8 protein-coding genes are annotated in these 23421 nt (G+C 73.2%); 4 read left to right on the top strand and 4 right to left on the bottom strand.

The window, feature by feature from the left end:
• Positions 1–119 precede the first annotated feature (119 nt).
• Together IG74_RS0127710 and IG74_RS0127705 are read right to left on the bottom strand one after the other, a co-directional pair.
• Entirely contained in the window at positions 120–1130 is a 1011-nt protein-coding gene (locus tag IG74_RS0127710; protein WP_030682901.1) for a zinc-dependent alcohol dehydrogenase family protein, read from the bottom strand.
• Between the two features lie 68 nt (positions 1131–1198).
• Positions 1199–1594 (bottom strand): nuclear transport factor 2 family protein, encoded by a 396-nt coding sequence (locus IG74_RS0127705; protein ID WP_037826129.1) that lies wholly within the window; start codon positions 1592–1594, stop codon positions 1199–1201.
• 101 nt (positions 1595–1695) lie between these two features.
• Here IG74_RS0127705 and IG74_RS48165 point away from each other — a divergent pair, with 101 nt between their 5' ends.
• Positions 1696–2298 (top strand): TetR/AcrR family transcriptional regulator, encoded by a 603-nt coding sequence (locus IG74_RS48165; RefSeq protein WP_051855533.1) that lies wholly within the window; start codon positions 1696–1698, stop codon positions 2296–2298.
• Between the two features lie 45 nt (positions 2299–2343).
• Here IG74_RS48165 and IG74_RS0127695 read toward each other — a convergent pair whose 3' ends face one another.
• The gene (locus tag IG74_RS0127695; RefSeq protein WP_030682895.1) at positions 2344–5190 is read right to left on the bottom strand and encodes a hypothetical protein; all 2847 of its coding nucleotides are present in this window, start codon (positions 5188–5190) and stop codon (positions 2344–2346) included.
• 217 nt (positions 5191–5407) lie between these two features.
• Here IG74_RS0127695 and IG74_RS0127690 point away from each other — a divergent pair, with 217 nt between their 5' ends.
• Both IG74_RS0127690 and IG74_RS48160 read left to right on the top strand, forming a co-directional pair.
• Positions 5408–5968, top strand: a complete 561-nt coding sequence (locus IG74_RS0127690) for a potassium channel family protein (protein WP_051855516.1) — start codon at positions 5408–5410, stop codon at positions 5966–5968.
• Positions 5969–6465: 497 nt separating this feature from the next.
• The gene (locus IG74_RS48160; RefSeq protein ID WP_078869084.1) at positions 6466–21171 is read left to right on the top strand and encodes a non-ribosomal peptide synthetase; all 14706 of its coding nucleotides are present in this window, start codon (positions 6466–6468) and stop codon (positions 21169–21171) included.
• Between the two features lie 67 nt (positions 21172–21238).
• Here the strand turns inward: IG74_RS48160 and IG74_RS0127680 are convergent, their stop codons facing one another.
• Positions 21239–22402, bottom strand: a complete 1164-nt coding sequence (locus tag IG74_RS0127680; protein WP_234334472.1) for a serine hydrolase domain-containing protein — start codon at positions 22400–22402, stop codon at positions 21239–21241.
• A 96-nt stretch (positions 22403–22498) separates the two neighbouring features.
• Between IG74_RS0127680 and IG74_RS0127675 the strand changes: the two genes are divergently transcribed.
• On the top strand, positions 22499–23152 hold the full coding sequence (locus tag IG74_RS0127675) for a TetR/AcrR family transcriptional regulator (RefSeq protein ID WP_030682886.1): 654 nt from the start codon (positions 22499–22501) through the stop codon (positions 23150–23152).
• Positions 23153–23421: the final 269 nt, after the last annotated feature.

The raw sequence follows: 23421 nt of genomic DNA, 5'->3' as shown, positions 1-23421 counted from the left end.
GACGCGCTGGCGGATCACTGAGCGGCGCATGACGCGTCGGCCGCGGGGCGGGTCACGGCGAGGGCGCCGTGCCGCCCGCGGTCGGCACGGCACAGCGGTACGCGCGGCTCCTGCCCGGTTCAGGAGTTGCTGATGACCACTTTGCCGAAGGAGTCACCGGCGGCGTAGTGGCGATAGGCGTCGACGGCCCTCTCGAAGGGGAAGGTCCGGTCGATGACGGGCCGCAGTCCGTGGGTCTCGATGAAGGCGTTCATGGCGGTGAACTGGGCGCGGCTGCCGACCGCCACGGTGCGGACGGTCGCGCCGGAGGTGAACAGGGCGTACGGGTCGAGCGGTACGGCGGTCTTGCCGACGAAGCCGACGCAGGCGATGGTGCCGGCCAGGGCGATGGCGCGGACGGAGTCGTGGAGGAGCCCGGCCACGTCGACGACGCGGTCGGCGCCCCGCCCGTCGGTGAGGGTACGCACCGCGTCGGCCCAGTCGGGGGTGGCCGAGTAGTCGATGACGGCGTCGGCGCCGAGGTCCCGCAGCCGTGCGGCCTTCGCGGGGCTGCTGGTCGTGGCGATCACGCGCGCGCCGAGCGCCTTGGCGAACTGGAGCGCGAAGAGGGACACACCGCCGGAGCCCTGGATGACGACGGTGTCGCCCGGCCGGACCCCGGAGGCGTCGCCGGTGAGGGCGTTCCAGGCGGTGACCGCCACGCACGGCAGCGTCGCGGCTTCCTCGTACGACAGATGACGGGGCACGGCCACGAGCGAGTCCGCTCCGACCACGGCGAAGTCGGTGAGCATGCCGTCCAGTGAGCCGCCGCGCTGCGCGAGGTGCTCCGCGGCGAACGGGCCGTCCTGCCAGGAAGGGAAGAGCGTGGCGGCGACGCGATCGCCGACGCGTGTCGCGTCGACGCCCGCGCCGACCGCGACGACGTCACCGGCCCCGTCCGAGACGGGGACGACGTCCGGCTTGACCGGCAGGACGTACGTCCCGTCGAGGACCATGAGTTCGCGGAAGCTCAAGGACGTCGCGCGCACCGCCACCACGGCCTGGCCGGGGCCGGGCGCGGGGATGTCGTGCTCGCGGACGGTGAGGCCGGAGAGACCGGCACCGCTGTGTGACAGGTGGTAACTCCGCATCGGAGAAGCCCTTCGGGTGACGTGGGTGGAGACACCGGTGGCAGGGAGAGGCGTTGTGGCAGGGCGTCTCACGCGTCGTCGGACTTGGCGGCCAGCGGGACCTCGCCCGCGGTCTTGCTGAAGCCGAGCGCCTCGACGATCCGGCCGCCCGTCACGCGCATGACGTTGACGCCGCGCACCCACTGGTCCGGGCCCGGTCCGAAGCGGTAGCTCCACACGATCGTCGCGCGCTCGCCCGCCACGACGACGTCCTGGGGCGTGAACTGCGTGGCGCGGTCGTCGATGACCGCCGTCCACCAGGCCGTGCACGCCTCGCGCCCGCGGACCAGTTCCCCGCTCGGCGCGGGCTGGACGCTCTCCATGACGCAGTCCTCCGCGATCAGGTCGGCCAGGAGGCCCGCCTCGTGCTCGATGAACGCGCGGTTGAAACGGTCGATGACCTCGGTGGTGGTGCGTACGGACATGGTGTCTCCTCGGAAGAGATAGACCATTCGGTCTATGCGATGTGGCAGGGATATAGATAAACCAGTTGATCTACCGAGTCAAGGGCTGGCACAATCACGCCATGACCGCCGCCACCAAACCGGGACCCCGCGAACGACTGCTGCTCGCCGCCCAGGAGTTGACCTACACCCAGGGCGTCGCTGTCGGCGTGGACGCGCTGCTCAAGGCGGCCGGTGCCGCCCGGCGTTCGCTGTACGAGCACTTCGGCGGCAAGGACGGCCTCATCGCCGAGGTGCTGCGCCGCAGCACCGCCGAGGACCTCGCGAAGTACCGCGCCGCGATGGACGACGCGGGGGACGACCCCCGGGCCCGGCTCCTGGAGGTCGTCGACCGGCTCGCCCGCATCGCCGCGGCCCCGGACTTCCACGGGTGCCGCTATCTGGCCGCCGACCTCGCGCTCACCGACCCGGACCACCCGGCCCACGAGGTCACGCGGGCCTACCGGCGCACCCTCCACGGCCTGTTCGCGGACGAATTGACCGCCCTCGGGCACCGGCGGCCCGCCTTCGCCGCGGACCAGCTCCTCATCCTCGTCGACGGCCTGCTCGCCACGGGCGCGTCCCGCGCCGAAGACCGGCCGCCCGCCGCCGCGTCCCGCGAGCTCGCCGAGTACATCGTCGACTCCGGGACCCGGCCGACGGGCGGCCGTGTGACGGCGGGCTGACGGGTTGCCCGGTCGCGCGCGGTGGCCCGGACGGCCCCGGGGCGCCTACTGATCGGGCGAGACCGGCAGGCGCTCTCCGCTCGTGCCGTCGTACCTCCCGAGGGGCGCCGTGGTGGCCAGGCCGTCGCGGTCGGTGATCCTGACCGCGATCGCGTGGGGCCCGGAGCCGGTCGAGCGGACGTCGAAGGAGCCGCCGGTCGTCGCCGCGCGGCCGTCGACGAGCCAGGCCACGTCGGCGCCGGTGATCGGGCCGTGCTGCGGTGAACTGCCCTGTGCGTGCAGCAGCGGGCCGTCGGTGGTGCCGAGCAGCAGCTCGGGCGGTCGTGGCGGCAGGGCGAAGGGCGGGGTCTGGACGTACGACGTGTGGTAGCCGTTGGTGGCGATGACCTGTACCACGCAGCGTCGGTGGCCCGGCATGGTGCGCAGGTCGAGGTCGAAGGACGTGTCGGTGAGGTTGACTCCGGGGCGGGGTGCGAAGGTGCCGTCGGCGTTGGTGAACCGCACGTAGTACGTGTGGGCGGGGCGGGGTTCGGGTTCGCCGGTGTCGAGGCGCTGCCAGCGCAGGTGCAGGACGCCGTCGGCGTCGATCTCCGGAGTGGACAGCGGTGCGTTCAGGATGAACTGGGGCGGTCCGGACGGTACGACCATGGCGCCCAGCTCGGTGCCGTCGCGGCGCAGGACGACGCGGTGGGCCCGCGCGGTGTAGGGCAGACGGGCGCCGAAGAGGGCTTCCTGCTGCTCACGGCGGTCGAAGACCACGACGGTCGGCGCGCTGGCGAGGACTCGTCCGGCCGAGTCCTCCACGGACACGGTGTAGGCGGGGCCGGGGACCGTCCGCGGCGGCGACGGTTTGCGGAACGTACGCAGACAGGGCCCCCAGCGCACGGTGCCGGAGCGGGTGACCCGGCCGCGGATCCGCACGTACTCGCCCGGGAACGGCCGGCTGGTGGAGGTCTGCACGGCGGGGACCGTGCCGTGGACGGGGCGCTCGGGCGGCGCCGCGTCTGCCTGTTCGCCGCGCACGGACAGGGTGTTGAGCAGTCGTAGCCAGTGGTAGCCGCTCATCCAGCGGTCGTTGACGCCGCAGTAGCTCATCAGGTCACCGGCGGTGGCCGGGTGGACGGTCCGGGTCAGCGGTTCCACACCTACTTCGCCGGTGCGGCCGTCGGGCGGGGTGAAGTCCTCGTCGACGCTCTCCGGGCCGCCGCACGGAGCGTGCCGGAGACCCAGCAGATGGCCCACCTCGTGGGCGAAGGTGGACACGATGTCGTACCCGAACGCCACGTGGTCGTCGTACCGAGCCGCGCCCCTGATGCTCATGGGGGCGGCCTGGGGGAGCATCGCGTACAGCAACTGGTCGTCGTTGCCGTGGTCTTCCTGGATGTCCTCCAGGTCGTCGATGAAGTCCTCCTGCCCGCCGTCGCTGGTGAGGTCGCGGGTGGTGTGGATCTCCGTGAGGCCAGGAACCGTGTGGTAGACGATCCCGCCGGTGTCGGCGATGGGGTACCGCAGGGGGAGGGTGTCGGAGACGGTGCGGTAGTGCGCCGCGCTGATCGCGGGGACGGTGGGGGTCGACACCCGCACCATCCAGACGGTCACCGGCCGCGTCGCCCGGATGTCGGCGGTGACTTCCATGGGGTTGCTGGTGGTGCCCGCGACCTCGGCCTGGACCAGGATCTTGGCGGTGCCGGGGGTGATGTGGTTCGCGGGGATGAGGAAGTTCAGGGTGTGCCCGATCTGCGCCCGGTCCACCTGGGCGATGGGCCGGGCGGTGATCGGATTGAGCGAACGGGTCGTGAAGGAACCGCCGTTGAGGGTCAGTGTCCCGGTCACCCCGTTCACGGTGCCGCCCTCGCGCGGGTCGATGCCGGAGTCGAGGTAGACGCGGACCAGAGTGGCCTTGCCCGCCGCCAGCGCGTGCGGGGTGCCGCCCGTGGGCGGGGTGAAGTGCTGGGTGGCCTGGGTGACTTCGACGCCGGTGATCTCCAGGTCGGGCGTGGCGTCGGGCGGCAGGAGTTCGCTGCTCATGGTGAGCAGGAAGCCGTTGTGGGTCTGGTCGGTCTGGGTGGGGCCGAGGACGTGGCGGCCCAGGGTGTCGGGCTCGTTCGGGTCGATGGTGATCATGGCGCGGCCGAGGTGGTTCTCGTAGGCGCCGCCGCTGGGCCAGGCTTCGTCGTCGTGGGTGTACGCCTCGACCCAGATCCGGGTCGGTCCGCCGATGGCCAGGGTGGTGACGGGGGAGGGGAGGCCGCTGGCGAGCGGGAAGAGCGCTTCGTCGAAGACGCGGTCACCGCCGTTGTTCCAGCGCAGGAGTTCCTGGTCGATGGCCTCGGCGCCGCCCTGGGCGGGGGCGAAGGCACGGACGTACAGGCCCATGTGGGTGAAGTCGCTGTTCTCGTCGTCGAAGACCACCACGTCCTTGAAGACGAGCCGTGCGTGCCGGAATCCGCGTGGCGGCACGGTTTCGAGGAGGCCGGTCACCGCGTAGCCGGTGTTGCCGTTGTCCGTGGTGGTGGGGCCGAGCAGGATCTGGCCGAGCTGGCTCGGCTCGCGGGTGTCGAAGACGACCTCCGCCTCGCCGAGGAAGTTCTCGTGGTGGCCTTCGTCGGGCCAGCGCTCGTCGTTGTCCGTGTAGGCCTTGACGTGGAGGCGGCCGATCCCGCCCGGTTCGCCGCCGATGTCGAAGACCAGGACGCTCGGGTATTCCTGGTCGCCGTCCAGCGGATACTGGAAGTTGTCCTCGACCTCGCCGTTGCGTCTGTTCCAGCGGAACTCCGCTACCTGGGTGCCGGAGTTGTCGAGCACGCGGACGTACAGGCCCATGCGGGTCGAACCCGACTCCTCTTCCTCGAAGAGGTAGACGGTGTTGAGCGTGAGACGCATGAGGGTCATGAGCGCCACCTCTGATCGCGGGGTCGATGAGTTCTCCCGGCGCGCTCGTGCAGGCAGAGGCGCGGAATGCCGACTCTGCCGAGGGGTGCGCAGGACGGCCAGCGTGCGTTCCGTTCAGCGGAACACGGCGGCGGTGCCGTACGGGGAATCACCCGATCGTGTGACCCCCGGGCGCGCCCGGCCCCGGCATCAGCGCAGGTTCGCGCAGGATCCGGCCATGCTGCCGGGATTCCTCACCAGGGCGGTCGCGCTGCTGCTCGGCCGCGAAGGCCGTGAAGGTCGCGAGGGGCACGAAGGTCGCGGAGACCGCTCGCTGCATCTGAAGGCGGCAGGCGGGGCCACCGTCGTGCTCGCCGTGACGATGGCGGTCGGCTCCTGGGCCGTGGTCGCCGCCGAGCACGGTGCGCGGAACGCCAACCTCACCACCTACCCGAAGGCCCTGTGGTGGTCGATCGAGACGGCGACCACCGTCGGCTACGGCGACTTCTACCCGGTCACCCTGTGGGGCCGCGTCGTCGGCGCGGTGGTGATGGGGGTCGGCATCACCACGTACGGCGTGATGACCGCCGCACTGGCCACCTGGTTCGTCGGCCGTGAGCAGCGGCGCCACCACCTGGTCCGGAGCGCCGAGCGGGAGGCGCGCGCCCTGCGCGACGACACCGCCCGCGCCCTGCACGAACGCTTCGACCGCCTCGAACGGATGCTGACGGCCCAAGGGGTGGACGACGAGCGAGACGCCGAAGACGACACCACGAGAGACACCACGAGAGACATCTAGCGAGACATCAAGCGCGACATCAAGAGAGGCGGCGAGTGACCGGCACCGTCCGCAGCCTCGTGCCCGCGCGCATCGACCGGCTCGGGCCGCCCGGCCGCTGCGCCGCCGGCAAAGGCGCGGCAGAAGGCGCCGGATGATTTCTCTGTACTGTCGCCGGGACGCAACTCACCGGCGCATATGGGAGTTGCCGGGGGAATCGAGTGGGAGCTGTACCCGTAGCGGTCGCTGAGCTAGGTTCTTCGCTACCTTCACGTGGCATGTATGGGCCGCCCTCCGGTCAGCCAGAGGCGGGCAGTTCCGGAATGGGGGATTCGGATCCGGAACTCATCCCGAGCGGCAAGGCCGCGCGGAACATGCGCTGAGGGTACGGGGGGTGGTCCCTCACCTGCGCAATCCCTTGAAGGGATGTTGTGAGGGTGGGTCAAGTGGCATGGGTTCCTCTTTCCCCGTCTCGATCCCGTTGACGCTTTTTCTCTTTTGACGAGTAGTGACGAGCAGTGACGAGGGAGTTGAATTCGTTGCGTTCCTTCAGTGTTTCGGAAGCGCAGAAAAGCCTATGGTTGGCCCAGAAGATCACGCCGGACATGCCCATCATCCCCGCCTCGCGCTGGCTCATCGAGGGCGAGATCGATGAGGAGCTGCTGTGCGCCGCGCTGCGGATCGTCTTCCGTGAGAACACCGCGGCACGGGTGAACTTCCGGCAGCTGGACGACGAGCTGCGGCAAGTGGTCCGGGAGGACGACGACGCCTGGACGCCCTTCTTCCACGACATGAGCGATGACGACGACCCCGAGGCAGCGGGCCGGGCCAGGGCCGACGCCATCGAGCGGGAGCCGTTCGACCTGGAGCGCGACCTCCTGTTCAGGGCCGGGGTCATCCGCCTCTCCGCGTCGCGCCGTCTGCTGGTCCTCGCCGCTCACCACATCGTCGCCGACGGCTACACCCTGGGCCAGCTCCTGCCGCTCCGGACGGCGGAGTGCTACCGGGCCCTGAGACAGGGCACGGCGATACCGGCGCGCCCGGAGAGCGGCCCGGAGGAGATCTACCTGGAAGACCTGCGCTACCGGAACTCTCCGCAATTCACCGAGGACGCCGCGTTCTGGCGGACCTATCTCGCGGATGCCCCCGATGCCCTTCGCCTTCCGGGGAAACGAAGTTCCGACCGTCCCACCGCGCTCCATCGCACCGTGGCGGTTCCCGCGGCGGAATCGGACGCGTGGTTCAAGGCCGCCGCTTCCATCAACGTGCGCATGCCGGCCTTTCTGACCGCGGCGGCGACCGTCTTCTTCCGTCACCTCGGCGGTCGCCAGGACTTCACCTTCTCCATGACGGGCCTCGGCCGCACCGAAGCCGCGCGGTCTTTCTACGGCTCCCAGGCGACGCTTCTCCCCGTACGCGCGCACGCGCCGTTGTCGGCGCGGTTCCACGACGTGGCGCACGTGCTCTCCGACGAACTGAAGCGCGTCCGGGAGCATTCCACCCACCAGGTCTCCGATATCCGTCTCGGTGCCGGGGCGGCACTCGAGAAGGAGTCGGTCGCCAGTCCTTTCGGCGCCACCCTCAACATCCTTCCCTTCGTCAGGCCGGTCGACTTCGACGGCGCCAGGGCGTCCATGGAACCCGGCTCGTCCTGGGGAGCCATCGACGACCTCCACTTCGGCATCTACTACGACGGCCGCGCCAGGAGCGACCTGCACGTCCGCGTGGACGCCAGCGGCACCTCGTACGGCGCGGACGACGTGGACCGCCTCACCGCCACCCTGGTCGCCTTCATCAGCGGCGTGGCCCGCGACCCGCAGGCCGCGATCGGCTCGGTCGACGTACTGGGGCCGGAGGAGCGCGCGCGGGTGCTCAAAGCGGTGAACGACACCGCGGTCGAGACGCCCGAGTTGACCATCCCGGAGCTGGTGGCGCGGCGGGTGACGGCCGCTCCGGACGCGGTGGCGGTGGTCTTCGAGGACCAGCGGCTCACCTACGCCGACCTCGCTGCGCGCGCCGACCGGCTCGCCCGCGAACTCATCGACCGCGGAGTGCGTCCCGAGACGCTCGTGGGCCTGGCGCTGCCGCGCTCCGCCGATCTGGTCGTGGCCATGCTGGCCGTCCTCAAGGCGGGCGGCGCCTACCTCCCGATCGACCCGAAGTACCCCAGCGCACGCCTCGACCGGATCCTCGATGACGCCCGGCCCGCGCTCGTCCTCACCGACGCCGGGACCGCCGACGTCCTCCCGCCGACGGGCACGCCGCGCCTGCTGCTCGACGACGTCGACTTCGAGAGCCCGGGCCCGGACGTCGAGGTCCCGTCGGCGCGGCCCGCGCAGGCCGCGTACGTGATGTACACCTCCGGCTCGACCGGCACGCCCAAGGGTGTGACCGTCACCCACCGCGAGGTCGTCAACGGAGTGCTGCGCCTCGCCGAGACGGTCGGCATCGACGCGGGCACCCGCACCCTCGCCGCCACCTCGGTGAACTTCGACGTCTCCGTCTTCGAGACGATCACGACCCTGGCCGAGGGCGGCACCGTCGAAGTGGTGCCCGACATCCTGGCCGTCGCCGAACGCGGCGGCTGGCAAGGGGGCGTCATCAGCACCGTCCCCTCCGCGCTCGCGGCACTCCTCGACCGCTGCGGCGCGGACATCCGGGCGGATGCCGTGGTCCTCGCGGGCGAGGCGCTCCCCGCCGCCCTCGTGCGCCGGGTGCACGACACCCTTCCCGGCGTACGCGTCATCAACGCCTACGGCCAGACCGAGTCCTTCTACGCCACCGCCCACGAAGCCTCAGCCTCCGCCTCCGCCGACGAGAGGCCGCGCGGTGCCGTCGGCGCCCCGATCGGTGCCCCCCTTGGGAACATGCGCGCCTACGTCCTGGGGCCGGGCCTGAGCCCCGTACCGCCGGGCGTCACAGGCGAGTTGTACGTCGCGGGACACATCGCGCGCGGCTACCGGGGGCGTCCGGCCCTGACCGCCGAGCGGTTCGTGCCCGACCCCTACGGCCCGCGGGGCGCCCGGATGTACCGGACCGGCGATCTCGCCCGCTGGAACGCCGAAGGCCGGCTCGACTATCTCGGCCGTGCCGACACGCAGATCAAGATCCGCGGCATCCGCGTCGAACCCGGCGAGGTCGAGGCGGCCCTCACCAGCCACCCGCGCGTCGCCCAGGCCGCCGTCGTCGCCCCCGAAGCGCACGGCACCCGGCAGTTGGTCGCCTACGTCGTGCCGGTCGCGGGCGACGACGGGTCGGCCCTCGCGGAGCTGCGGGCCTTCGCCGCCGAGCGGCTGCCCGAGTACATGGTGCCCGCGCGGTTCGTCGGCCTGGAGCGGCTGCCGTTGAACCCCAACGGCAAGCTCGACCACAAGGCGCTCCCGGCCGTCGAAGCGACCGGCACCACCGCCTACCGGGCGCCGCGCACACCGCGGGAGGAGGTGCTGGCGGGCCTGTTCTCCGACGTCCTCGGCGCCGAAGAGGTCGGCATCGACGACGACTTCTTCGACCTGGGCGGGCACTCCCTGCTGGCGATGCGCCTGGCGGGACGGATCCGCGCCGCCCTCGGCGCCGAGGTGGCGATCCGTGACGTGTTCGACTTCCCCACGGTGGCGCGCCTCGTCACCCGGGTGCGGGAGGGCCGGGCGCGCACCGCGCTGCGCCGCCGCGACGACCGCCCGGACCGGGTCCCGCTCTCGTACGGCCAGGACCGGCTGTGGTTCATCGACCGCTTCGAGGGTCCTTCGGCGACGTACAACATCCCCATGAGCCTGCGGCTGCACGGCGCCCTGGACACCGGCGCCCTGGCCGCCGCGGTCGCCGATGTGGTCGTGCGCCACGAGATCCTGCGCACGGTCTACGGGCACGACGTGGACGGCGTGCCGTACCAGCAGGTCCTGGACGCGGCGGAGGCCCGCGCGCGCCTGGACGTCGCCGTCGACGAGACGGACGCCGCCGACGTGGCCGACGCGGTGGCGCGGTCGGCCCAGTACCGCTTCGACCTGGCCGTGGACCTGCCGGTGCGGGTGCGGATCCTGCGCAGCGGGCCCGAGGCGCACGTCCTGTCCCTGGTGGTCCACCACATCGCCGGAGACGGCCAGTCGTTCGCGCCGCTGTTCCGTGACCTCTCCACCGCCTACGCCGCGCGGATCCGTGGCGAGGAGCCCCACTGGCACGAACAGCCCTTGCATTACGCCGACTACGCGCTGTGGCAGCGCGACGAGCTGGGTGACCCGGACGACCCGGACAGCCTCCTGGCCCGGCAGGCCGCGTACTGGCAGCAGGAACTGGCCGGGGTGCCGCAGCCGCTCGCGCTGCCCACCGACCGGCCCCGGCCCTCCCGCCCCAGCCACCGCGGCGACCGCGTCGAGTTCACCGTCGACGCCCAACTGCTCGGCGAGGCCGAGGCGTTGGCGCGCAGCCGGGGCGTGACGGTCTCGATGGTGATGCAGGCGGCCCTGGCGGCCCTGCTGCACCAGCTGGGCGGCGGCCAGGACATCCCGATCGGCTCACCGATCGCGGGCCGCACCGACGACGCCGCCGACGGCATGGTCGGGTTCTTCGTCAACACCTGGGTGCTGCGCGCGGACCTCTCCGGCGGCCCGTCCTTCGAGGACCTCCTCGCCCAGGTCCAGCGCAAGGCTCTGGCCGCGTACGACAACCAGGACGCGCCCTTCGAGCGCCTGGTGGAACTCCTCAACCCCGAGCGCTCCACCTCCTACCACCCGCTCTTCCAGGTCATGCTCGGCTGGCAGAACACCGACCGCGCCGAACTCGACCTGCCCGGCATCGACCAGACGGAGGTGATCTGGGCCAGGACCGGCACGGCGCGCTTCGATCTGTACGTCCACCTCGTCCAGACCGACACGGCGCACGGGTCCGAGGTCAGGGGCGCCATCGAGTACGCCACCGACCTGTTCGACGCCTCCACGGTCCGCCGCCTCACCGACGGGCTCGTGCGCGTCCTGCGCCACATGGTCGCGGAGCCCCGCGCCCACGCGGCCACGACCGACCTCCTGGCCCCCGAGGAACGGCGAGCGGTCCTCGACACGGTGAACGACACCGCGGTCGAGACGCCCGAGCTGACCATCCCCGAGCTGGTGGCCCGGCGGGTCGCCGCCGCTCCCGAAGCGGTGGCGGTGGTCTTCGAGGACCAGCGGCTCACCTACGCCGACCTCGCGGCGCGCGCCGACCGGCTCGCCCGCGAACTCACTGACCGCGGCGTACGTCCGGAAACCGTCGTCGGCCTCGCCCTCTCGCGCTCGGCCGACCTGGTCGTCGCCATGCTGGGCATCCTCAAGGCGGGCGGCGCCTACCTGCCGATCGACCCCCGGTTCCCCAGCTCCCGCCTGGACTTCATCCTCGACGACGCCCGCCCCGCCCTCGTCCTCACCGAGAAGGGCACCGCCGACGTCCTGCCGGAGACCGGCGTGCCGCGCCTGCTGTTCGGAGACGTGGACTTCGAGAGCCCGGGCCCGGACGCCGAGCCCGCGTCGACGCGTCCCGCGCAGGCCGCGTACGTGATGTACACCTCCGGGTCGACCGGCACGCCCAAGGGCGTCGTCATCACCCACCGCGAGGTCGTCAACGGCGTGCTGGGCCTGGCCGACGTCATCGGCATCGACGCGGGAACCCGCACCTTGGCCGGGACGTCCGTGAACTTCGACGTCTCCGTCTTCGAGACGATCACGACCCTGGCCAGGGGCGGCACCGTCGAGGTGGTGCCCGACATCCTGGCCGTCGCCGAACGCGGCGGCTGGCAGGGAGGCGTCATCAGCGCCGTCCCCTCCGTCCTCTCCGCGTTCCTCGACCGCTGCGGTACGGGCGTCCGGGCCGACGCCGTCGTGACGGGAGGCGAAGCGCTCCCCGCCGCCCTCGTGCACCGCGTGCGCGAGGCCATCCCCGGCGTCCGCGTCATCAACCCCTACGGCCAGACCGAGTCCTTCTACGCCACCGCCCACGCCATCGCCCCGGACGGGCCGGAAGCGGCGAACGCGCCGATCGGCACGCCCCTGGGCAACATGCGCACTTACGTACTCGGCCCCGGTCTGACCCCCGTACCGCCGGGAGTGACGGGCGAGTTGTACGTGGCGGGCCCTCTCGCGCGCGGCTACCTGGGCCGTCCTGCCCTGACCGCCGAGCGCTTCGTGCCCGACCCCTACGGCCCGCGGGGCGCCCGGATGTACCGCACGGGTGACCTCGCCCGCTGGAACGCCGAAGGCCGGCTCGACTACCTCGGCCGCGCCGACACCCAGATCAAGATCCGCGGCATCCGCATCGAACCCGGCGAGGTCGAAGCCGCCCTCACGGCCCACCCCGGCGTCGCCCGGGCCCTGGTCGCCGTCAGCAAGGACCGGGCCGGTGACCCGCGCCTGGTGGGCTACGTGGTGCCCGTCGACACCGGTACGGACGGCATCGCCGGAGTGCAGAGCCTCGGCGAGATGGACGTGGACCTGGCGGGCACGGTGTCGGCGCGCGAGCTGCGCAGGTTCGCCGCCGCCAGGCTGCCGGAGTTCATGGTGCCGTCCCTGTTCGTGCTGCTCGACCGGTTCCCGCTGACCCCGACCGGCAAGGTCGACGCCAAGGCGCTGCCCGCGCCGGAGTTCGCCGCGGGCGCCTACCGCGCCCCGAGCACCCCCGTCGAGGAGGTCCTGGCCGCGGTGTACGCGGAGGTGCTCGGCCGGGAACGGATCGGCGTCGACGACGACTTCTTCGCCGTCGGCGGCGACAGCATCCGCTCGATCCAGGTCGTCTCCCGCGCCAAGGCACGGGGCGTCGAGGTCACACCGCGGCAGATCTTCGAATGCCGCACCGTGGCCGCCCTGGCCGGGACGGCCGACCACAGCCGGGAAACGTCCACCCTCGAAGAGCTCGACGGCGGCGGCGTGGGCTTCATGCCGCTCCTCCCCGCGGGCCACCACTTCCTCGAACTCGGCGGCGGGCACGACCGGTTCGCCATGGCGTCGACGGTGGACCTGCCCGTCGGCATCGACGAGGCCGGCCTGGTCGCGACGGTGAACGCGGTCCTCGACCGGCACGACGTCCTGCGCTCGACCCTGGTGCCCGGCGACGAGACGGGCATCGAGGTGGCCGCGCCCGGCACCGTCGACGCGGCGGCCCTGATCCACCGCGTGCCCTGCGACGGCGTGTGGGACGAGACCTGGCACGCCCGCGCGCGCACCGAGGCGGACGCCGCCGCGAGCCGCCTCGCCCCGACGGCCGGTGTCATGGTCCAGCTCGTCTGGTTCGACGCGGGCACCGAGGCCGCCGGGCGCCTCACCCTCGTCCTCCAGCACCTGGTCGTCGACGGCGTCTCCTGGCGCATCCTGCTCCCGGACCTGGCCGCCGCCTGGCGCGAGGTCCGCGCGGGGCGTACCCCGCACCTCCCCGATGCCGCCACCTCGGTCCGCCGGTGGGCGTACGCCCTGACCGAAGAGGCGGCAGCGCCCTGGCGCACCGGCGAACTCGCCCTGTGGCGGCGGATCCTCGCCGATCCCGACCCCGACCTCGGGCCGCGCCCCTTCGACCCGGCCGTCGACGTGACGTCCACGGTCCGGCACGTGCACCTGGACCTGCCCGCGCCCCTCACCCAGGCACTGCTCACCACCCTGCCCACCGCGTTCCGCAGCGGCGTCCACGACGGCCTGCTGACCGGCCTCGCCCTGGCCGCGGCCCGGTGGCGCGAGCGGCGCGGCACCGGCGGCGCCTCGCTCCTGCTGCGCCTCGAAGGCCACGGCCGCGAGGAGGCCGCCGTCCCGGGCGCCGACCTGTCCCGCACCGTCGGCTGGTTCACCAGCATGTTCCCGGTCCGCCTCGACGTGCGCGGAGTCGACCTGGACGAAGCCTTCGCCAGTGGCGCGGCCGCCGGTGACGCCGTCAAGGCCGTCAAGGAACAGCTCGCGGCCGTCCCGGACAAGGGCATCGGCTACGGCCTGCTCCGCCACCTCAACCCCGACACCGCCGAGGTCCTGCGGCGGTACTCCACCGGGCAGATCTCCTTCAACTACCTGGGCCACCTCACCGCGGCCGGGAACATGCCCGACGACCTGCACGGCCTGGGCTTCACCAGCAGCGCGGGCACCACGGGCCTGATACCGGAGCCGGACGCGGACATGCCCGCGTTCGCCTCCCTGGACATCAACGCCTACGTCAGCGACACGCCCCAGGGCCCCCGCCTCAAGGCCCGCATCGGCTTCCCCGAGCACCTGCTCGCCGAGGACGACGTACAGGAACTCGCCGACCTGTGGCACCGGGCCCTCGAAGCCCTCGCCGAGCACAGCACCCGTCCCGAGGCGGGCGGGCTCACCCCGTCCGACACCGCCCTCGTCGACATCGGCCAGGACGAACTCGACACGTGGGAACGGCGCTACCGAGGCCTCGCGGACGTGTGGCCGCTGACGCCGATGCAGTCGGGACTGCTCTTCCACAGCCTGCTCACCGGTACGTCGTCCTTCGACGCCTACCACATGCAGCTGACCTTCCACCTGTCCGGAGCGGTGGACCCCGAGCGCATGCGCGCCGCCGGGCAGGCCCTGCTCGACCGCTACCCGAACCTCGGCGCGGCGTTCACCCAGAACGAGGCGGGGGAGTGGCGCCAACTCGTGCCGCGCGACGTGCCGTTGCCCTGGCGGCTCGTGGACCTGAGCACGCTGGACGCGCCGCGGCGGGACGAGGAGCTGAAGTGGTTCCTCGCCGCCGACCACGCCGCGCACTTCGACCCCGCCGCGCCACCGCTGCTGCGGCTCACCCTGGTCAAGCTGGCGGCGGAGCGCTGGGAACTGGTCCTGACCGCCCATCACGTCCTGTTCGACGGCTGGTCGATGCCGCTCCTGATGCAGGACCTTCCGCGCCTGTACGCCGCGGCGGGCGACGGCACGGCCCTGCCCCCGGTGCGCGGCTACCGCGACTTCCTGGCCTGGCTCGCGGGACAGGACCGGCAGGCGGCGGCCCGCGCCTGGGCCGAGGAGCTGGCCGAGCTCCAGGAGCCCACCCTGCTGGCCCCCGACGCACCGGCGGACGGGCACAGCGCGGGCATCGGGATGATCGAAGTGCCCCTGTCCCCGCAGACGGCGCGTGACCTCGCCCGGACGGCGACCGAGTCGGGCGTCACGGTCAGCACCCTGCTCCAGGGCGCCTGGGCGGTGCTCCTCGCGGGGCTGACCGGGCGGCGCGACGCCGTGTTCGGCACCTCCGTCTCCGGCCGCCCGCCCGAGCTCCCCGGCGCCGACGCGATGGTGGGCCTGTTCATCAACACCCTGCCCGTGTACGTCGACTGCGCACCCGGGCGGACCCTGCGCGAGCTGCTCACCGCACTGCACCGGCGGCAGGGCGTCCTGCTCGACCACCAGCACCACGGCCTCCTCGACATCCAGCAGTCCCTCGGCCTCAGCACCCTCTTCGACACGATGGTGGTCCTGGAGTCGTATCCCGTCGACGCCGCGGGCATCACCGAGGCGACCTCGGCCGCAGGCGTGCAGATCACAGGCCTGAGCCCGCTCAGCGGAACCCACTACCCGATGATGGTCGTCGCCCTCGCCGAACCCCAGCTGAAGATCGGCCTCCAGTACCAGCACCACCTCTTCGAGCGCGACCGGGCGAGCGGCATCGCCGCCGCCTACGCGGAGGTCCTGCGCCGCCTCGTCACCGACCCCGATACGCCGGTGGGCGCGGTGGACATCGTCACGGGCAAGGACCGGGACCGCACCGTGACCGCCTGGAACGACACCGCGACGGCACTGCCCGACCGCACCGTGGACGAACTGCTCAGCGAGCGGGCCACCACGTCACCGGAGGCCGTCGCGGTGGCCTTCGGCGACCGGCGGCTGACGTACGCGGAGCTGGAGACCCGCGCCGACCGGCTCGCGCGGGTCCTCGCCGGACGGGGGGTCGGCTCCGACACGCCGGTCGGCATCGCGCTGCCGCGCTCCGAGCACCTGGTCGTCGCCCTGCTCGCGGTCCTGAAGGCCGGGGGAGCGTACGTGCCGCTCGACCCGGACCACCCGGCCGAGCAGCGCGCGTTCGTGCTGCGCGACGCCGAGCCCGTGCTCGTGCTCACCGACACCTCCAGCGCGGCCGGACTCCCGCAGGACGTCTGCCCGCTCCTGGTCCTCGACGAGCCCGCCACCGCGGCGCAGATCGAGCGGGCCGCCGACCGGAGCCCGCGACCGCGGCGGCACCCGGACCAGCTGGCCTCGGTGATGTACACGTCCGGTGCCACCGGCACGCCCAAGGGCGTCGGCGTCACCCACCGGGCCGTCGTGCGGCTCGCCCTGGACCGCCGCCGCGCGGGCGGCGCCCACGAGCGGGTCCTGCTGGCGTCGGCGCAGGGCCTCACCGCCTCCGCCTGCGAGCTGTGGACACCGCTGCTGCGCGGCGGCACCGTGGTCGTCGCCCCGACCGGACACCCGGACCCGTCCACGCTCGCCGACCTCGTCGCCACCGAGCGCCTGACGGCGGTCTACCTCACGGCGGCCCAGTTCTCGGCGGTGGCCGAGAGCCGGCCGGAGGGCCTCGCGGGCCTGCGCGAAGCCTGGGTCGGCGGCGCCGCCGCGGCCCCCGCCGCCGTGTCGCCCGCCGCCGTCGAGCGGGTCCTCGCCGCCTGCCCGGACCTCCAGGTCGTCGACGGCTACGGCACCACCGAGACCACCGCCTTCGCCACCGCCCACGCCGTCACACGCGCCACGGGCGTGCCCGACCCGCTGCCGATCGGGCAGCCGGTGGACAACACCCGCGCCTACGTCCTGGACGCGGCCCTCAGGCCCGTCCCGCCCGGCGTGCCCGGCGAGCTGTACCTCGCGGGCACGGGCCTGGCCCGCGGCTACCCGGGCCGCAGGGCCACGACCGCCGGGCACTTCGTCGCCGACCCGTTCGGACCGGCCGGTACGCGCATGTACCGCACCGGGGACCTCGCCCGCTGGAGCGCCGAGGGCCGGCTCGACCACCTCGGCCGCGCCGACGCGCGGGGCAGGAACGGCGGCACCCGCTCCGCCCCCGGCGTGGCCGGAGCCGCCCCCGCGGCCAGCGGACGGGACCCGCGCACCCCGCAGGAAGAGCTGCTGTGCGGCCTGTTCGCCGAGGTGCTCGGCCTGGACCGGGTCGGCGTCGACGACGACTTCTTCGACCTGGGCGGCCACTCCCTGCTCGCCACCCGCCTGGCGGGCCGGGTCCGCTCCCTCCTCGGCGTGGAGGTGCCGCTGCGCGTCCTGTTCGCCGCGCCCACGGTCGCCGAACTCGTCGCGCACCTGCCCGAGGGCGCCCGTGCCCGGCTCGCGCTGCGGCGCGCCGCGCGGCGCCCCGACGCGGTCCCGCTGTCCTTCGCGCAGCGCCGCCTGTGGTTCCTGGACAAGTTCGAGGAGGACAAGACCACCTACCACGCGCCGTTCCCGCTGCGCCTGACCGGCACGGTGGACGCGGCCGCGCTCGCCGCGGCCCTGCGCGACGTGGTGGTGCGGCACGAGAGCCTGCGCACCGTGTTCCCCGAGGACGCCGAGGGCGAGCCCCGCCAGCACGTCCTGGACGCCGGACCGCTCACCGTCGACCTGCCCGTCGTCGACGTCGCGCCGCAGGACCTGGAGGCGGCCCTCGCCGCGAGGGCGGCGCTCCCCTTCGACCTGGCCGCGGAGATCCCGCTGCACGCCACGCTCCTGCGCCTGAGCGAGCAGGACCACGTCCTGTTCCTGATGATCCATCACATCGCCGCCGACGGAGAGTCGTTCGTGCCGCTGGTCCGGGACCTGTCCGCCGCCTACGCCGCCCGCCTCCGCGGCGAGCCGCCGCGCTGGCGGGAGCTGCCGGTGCAGTACGTCGACTACACCCTGTGGCAGCACGAGCTGCTCGGCTCCGAGAGCGACTCCGACAGTCTCCTCACCGCGCAGATCGACTACTGGAAGGAGGAGTTGAAGGGTCTTCCGCAGCCCCTCCAGCTGCCCACCGACCGACCCCGGCCCCTCGTCGCGAGCCATCGGGGCGACGTGGTGGAGTTCGCACTCGACCCGCGCACGGCCGCCGCCGTGGAGGAGCTGGCCCGCAGCCGCTCCGCCACCGCGTCCATGGTGCTCCAGTCCGCGCTCGCCGTGCTCCTGCACGCGCACGGCGCGGGCGACGACATCGCCATCGGTTCCCCCATCGCCAACCGCACCGACGACAACCTCACCGAGCTGATCGGCTTCTTCGTGAACACCTGGGTCCTGCGCGCCCAGATGGCGGGCAACCCCGCCTTCCTGGACCTGCTCGACCAGGTCCGCGCCAAGTCGCTGGGCGCGTACGACCACCAGGACGTGCCGTTCGAGCGCCTGGTGGACGTCGTCGGCGCCGAGCGGTCCACGGCCTACGCGCCGCTGACCCAAGTGGTGCTCGCCTGGCAGAACTTCGCCCGTGAGGACTTCGCGCTGCCCGGCCTGCGGGTGGGCCTCGAGCCGCTGCGCGGCACCACCGCCAAGTTCGACCTGTTCTTCAACATGGCGGCGCTGCCGGGGCAGGGCATCGTCGGCCACCTCGAATACGCCACGGACCTCTTCGACCGCGCCACGGCCGAGCGCATCGCCGACCGCTTCGTCCGCGTCGTGGAACAGCTCGTGGCCGACCCCGCGCGGCGCGTCGGCGCGGTGGACGTCCTGGCGGAACGCGAGCTGCGGAGCCTGCGGGAGTGGTCCCGCGCGGGCGGCCCCGGCGCCCTTGTGCCCGAGCTGACCGTGCCGCAGGTCTTCGAGGCCACGGCGGCCGCCCACCCGGACCGGCCCGCCGTCACCGCGGACGGGGCGACGCTCGACTACGCGCGGCTGAACGCGGCGGCCAACCGCCTCGCCCGCCTGCTGCGCGCGCACGGCGCACGCCCCGGCCGGATGCTGGCCGTGGCCCTGCCCCGCTCCACCGACCTGGTCGTCACCATCCTCGCGATCCTGAAGACCGGCGCCGCGTACGTGCCGGTCGACCCGGGCCACCCGGCCGACCGCGTCGCGTACACGCTCGCCGACGCCCGGCCCGAACTCGTCGTCACCGACGCCGCGTTCGCCGACCGGCTGCCGGACGTGCCGCACCTCGTCCTCGGCGCCCCCGAGACCGAAGCGGCCCTCGCCGCGCTGCCCGCCCACGACCTGGACGCGGCCGAGCGCGGCACCCACGGCCCCGACGACGCCGCCTACGTCATCTACACCTCGGGCTCCACGGGCCGGCCCAAGGGCGTCCTGGTCACGCACCGCAACGTACTGAGCCTGATGACCCGCACGCGGGACCTGTTCGACTTCGGCGCCGACGACGTGTGGACGATGTTCCACTCACCCGCCTTCGACTTCTCGGTGTGGGAGCTGTGGGGGCCGCTGCTGCACGGCGGCCGCCTGGTGACCGTCCCGCACGACGTCGGGCGGTCGCCGGAGGACTTCCTCGCGCTGCTCGCGCGCGAGCGGGTGACGGTGCTCAACCAGACCCCGTCGGCCTTCTACCAGCTGATCCGCGCGGACCGGGAGAACCCCGGCGTGGGCGCCCGCCTCGCGCTGCGCACCGTGGTGTTCGGCGGTGAGGCGCTCGACCTGCCGCGCCTCGCCGAGTGGTACGAGCGGCACGCCGCCGACGCCCCGCGCCTGGTCAACATGTACGGCATCACGGAGACCACCGTGCACGTCACCCACGGCCCGCTCGATGAGGACCTGGTGCGCGGCGCCGCGGGCTCCGCGATCGGCGTCGGCCTGCCCGGCCTCGACGTACGCCTCCTCGACGGGGCGCTGCGGCCCGTGCCCGCCGGGGTCGTGGGCGAGATGTACGTGGGCGGAGACCAGGTCACGCGCGGATACCTCAACCGCCCCGACCTGACGGCGGCGCGGTTCGTCGCCGACCCGTACGGGCCGCCCGGCAGCCGCCTGTACCGCTCGGGCGACCTGGCCCGGTGGACCCCGCAGGGGCAGCTGGAGTACGCCGGGCGCTCGGACGACCAGATCAAACTCCGCGGGTTCCGGATCGAGCCGGGTGAGGTCGAGGCGGCGCTGCTCGCCCGCGCCGACGTCGCCGACGCACGCGTCGTCGTCAGGGCCGACGCCGCAGGGGACAAGACGCTCACGGCCTACGCGGTCCCCGCAGGCCCCGAAGGCCTGCCCGAGCCCGCCGTGCTCCGCGCCGAACTGCGGGCCGTGCTGCCCGACTACATGGTCCCCGGGGCCTTCGTCCCGCTCGACTCCATCCCGCTGACCGGCAACGGCAAGCTGGACCGGGCGGCCCTGCCCGCCCCCGCGCGCACCGCGTCGGGCCCCGCGGGCGCGCGGCCCACCGGCGCCCTGGAGCTCCACGTCGTCCGCGCCTGGGCCCGGGTCCTGGACACGGACCCGGACGGGGTCGGCGTCGACGACGACTTCTTCGACGCCGGAGGGGACTCCTTCAAGGCGGTGACCCTGGCCCGCGCCATCGGCCAGGGGCTGCCCGTGGTGGAGGTCTTCAAGAACCCCACGCCACGGCAACTGGCCGTGTGCCTCGCCTCGTTGGAGGCCGCGCAGGGCACGCCGAGGCTGCTGCACCGGCTGACGCCCGAGCGCGACGCGGACGGCGGCCCCGGTCACACCGTGGTCTGCATCCCCTACGGCGGCGGCAACGCCACCGCCTACCAGCCCCTCGCCGGACAGCTCCCCGCCCACGTCGAACTCTGGGCCGCCGAGCTGCCCGGGCACGACCCGGTGCGCCCCGACGAGCCGCTGGAGCCCTGGGCCGAGACCGCCGAGCGGGTGGCGAAGGAGATCGCGGAGACGGTGCGCGGCACGTACACCCTGTACGGGCACTGCGCGGGCACGTTCTTCGCCGTCCTCCTCGCCCGGCTCCTGGAGGACCGCGGTGCCGCCCCGGCGCGGATCGTCCTGGGCGCCGCGTTCCCGCAGGACGCCCCGAGCGACGACCAGTTGACGGAGCAGGCGGGCGACGACGACCTCTTCGCGGGCCTGAGCGCCATCGGCGGCTTCTCCGGCGCCCTGGACGACAGGGACCGGCGCCGCGTCCTGGCCGTCGTCCGCCACGACATGCTGGAGGGCTCGCGGTTCCACCGCGAGGCCGGCGACGGCTGGGAGCGGCTGCGCACCCCGGTACGCGTGGTGATCGGCGGCGCGGACCCGCTCACCGACGGCTACGCGACCGGCTACCGGGCCTGGGAGCACTACGCCCACGACGTGACCCTGGACGTCATCGAGGACGCCGGGCACTACTTCGTCAAGGACCGGGCCGAGGAGGTGTCCCGCCTGGTCGTCGACGAGTGAGGCACCACCGCCGGGGCGTTCGCGCCCCGGCGGCAGTGGGCCACGGCACCGGCCCGAGGGGGCCCGGTCATCGGGCCCGGTGGCAGTAGCCCTTCTGGAAGGCGGCCCAGAAGGGCTTGTCGATCTCGGCATCGACGAGGGGGTTCCAGTTGGTGTGGGCCACGACCTGCCTGCGCCCGTCGCGGCTGGTGAGGGCGTAGGTGAGGTACCCGGGAGCGCTGCCTCCGTGGCCGTAGGCGGGGCCGCAGTCCGTGGCGTAGACGTACATCCCCAGGCCGTAGCCGACCGCGGGCCGCGGCGCGTTCGTCGTGGGGACGGTGTCGTCGAGCATCTGCCGCAGGACGGCCGGGGGCAGCAGGCGCCCGCGCAGCAGGGCCCGGTAGAAGCGGGCCACGTCGGCCGCGGTGGTCACGAGGGCGCCCGAGGCCCCCGCCTCGGACGGGCTGAGGGAGGTGACGTCGAACCGGGTGGGGTCCGGCGCGTCCGGCAGCAGCCGGGAGACGTCCGCGTAGCCGTGCGCGTGCGGTCCGTCGATGGTGGTGTCCGCCAGCGGGTACGAGGTGTCCCGCAGGCCCAGGGGCTTGAGGATGCGGCGTTCGAGGTTGGTGCGCAGATCGCGGTCGGTGATCCGCTCGACGATCAGGTCGAGCAGCAGGTAGTTGGTGTTGGAGTACCGGAACCGGGTGCCGGGGGCCGGGAAGTACCGGGCCCCGGCGAGGCCGATGCCGATCAGCTGGTCACGGGGCCAGTACTGGTCGAGGGCGCGGAAGTGGGGGAGCAGCCCGTCGATGTAGTCGTACAGGCCGCTCGTGTGGTTGAGCAGCTGACGGACGGTGATGGGCGCGCCGGACAGCGCGTTGTCGGCGCGGACCTGGTCGGGAAGGAGCCGCTGCACGGTGTCGTCGAGCCGCAGCCGGTGCTCGGCCACGAGTTGCAGGACGACCGTCGCGGTGAAGGTCTTGGCGATGCTTCCGGCACGGAACCTCAGGTCCGGACCCATCGGGGCGCCGGTGGCCCGGTCCGCGACGCCCGCCGCGCCGAAGCGGTCCTTCGCGCCGTCGCGGGCGAGCAGGAACGCGCCGGGGTTGGGCTGCGGATCGGCCACCACCCGGTCGGCCAGTTCCTGCAGCACCGGATCTCGCGGGGCACGGTCGTGACCGGGTGCCCGACCGCCACCGGCCGGGCCGGCCGCGGCCACCCCGGACGGCAGCAGGAAGGCGAGCGCAAGCACCGTTCCCAGTAAGCGGGTTGAGCGACGTCGGATCATCGAAGGCTCCCTCCGGTAGCAATATATGCGTACGGTTATAGCGCACGGTACCGTCTTCACGTGCCGAGAGTCGCCGACCATGACGCCCGCCAGGGGCAGATCACCGACGCCGTCCAGCGCCTGATCGTGCGGGACGGCCTGACCGCCGTGACCGTCGCGCGGACCGCCGCCGAAGCAGGCGTGTCCGTGGGCCTGGTGCAGCACTACTTCACGGCGAAGGACGAGATGCTGCTGGCCACGTTCACGCGCGTCAACGCGCGCTTCACCGCGCGGGTCGAGGAACTGGTCGACCGCGGCGAGGCCGAGGGCCGCACCATCGCCGCGATGCTGCGACAGGCCCTGGCCGAACTGATGCCGCTCGACGAAGCCCGCCGCGCCGAGTTCCTGGTCCGCCTCGCCTTCGCGGACCAGGCCGCCCACAACTCCCGCCTCGCCGCCGTCCAGAGCCGGACCCTCGCGGGCATCCGCACACGCGTCGCCCGGGCCATCGAGAACGGCACGGCGTGCGGCGAGGTGGCCCAGGGGGTCGACGCCACCGGCCAGGCCCTGCGGATCGTCGCGTGCGCGGAAGGGCTCGCCCTGCACGCGCACATCGACCCGGGCGGCACGCCCGAACCGGCGGTCCTCGCCGCCCTGGGCGACCAGCTCGACCACGTCTTCACCGGCACGTGCCGCCGCGCGCAGCGCCGTGAACGCGACGGCGAAGGCGACTGAAGCCACTGGGGTCATGAGCGGGGCCGGGGTCATGAGCGAGACGGAAAGAACGGCTCGCGCCCTGCGTCACCGTGTCAGCGGTCCGGGCAAGGAACCCGACAAACGCACAGGCCACCGGGGGTGACACACCCTCAGGACAGCCACCCACCCGCAGCCGAGGCGCGGTGGCCGGAAGTCGTCGCTGACGCGCGACCGGAACACGGGTGGGAATTCTGAGCGTTCCCCGTGCGGTAATCTTCTGAACGCAGTCCGTGACACCGGCGGGCCGT

Source organism: Streptomyces sp. NRRL B-1347 (assembly GCF_000720325.1).
GTDB lineage: Bacteria > Actinomycetota > Actinomycetes > Streptomycetales > Streptomycetaceae > Streptomyces.
Note: the sequence above shows the minus strand (reverse complement) of the source record. Positions and strands in the feature narration are given on the sequence as shown.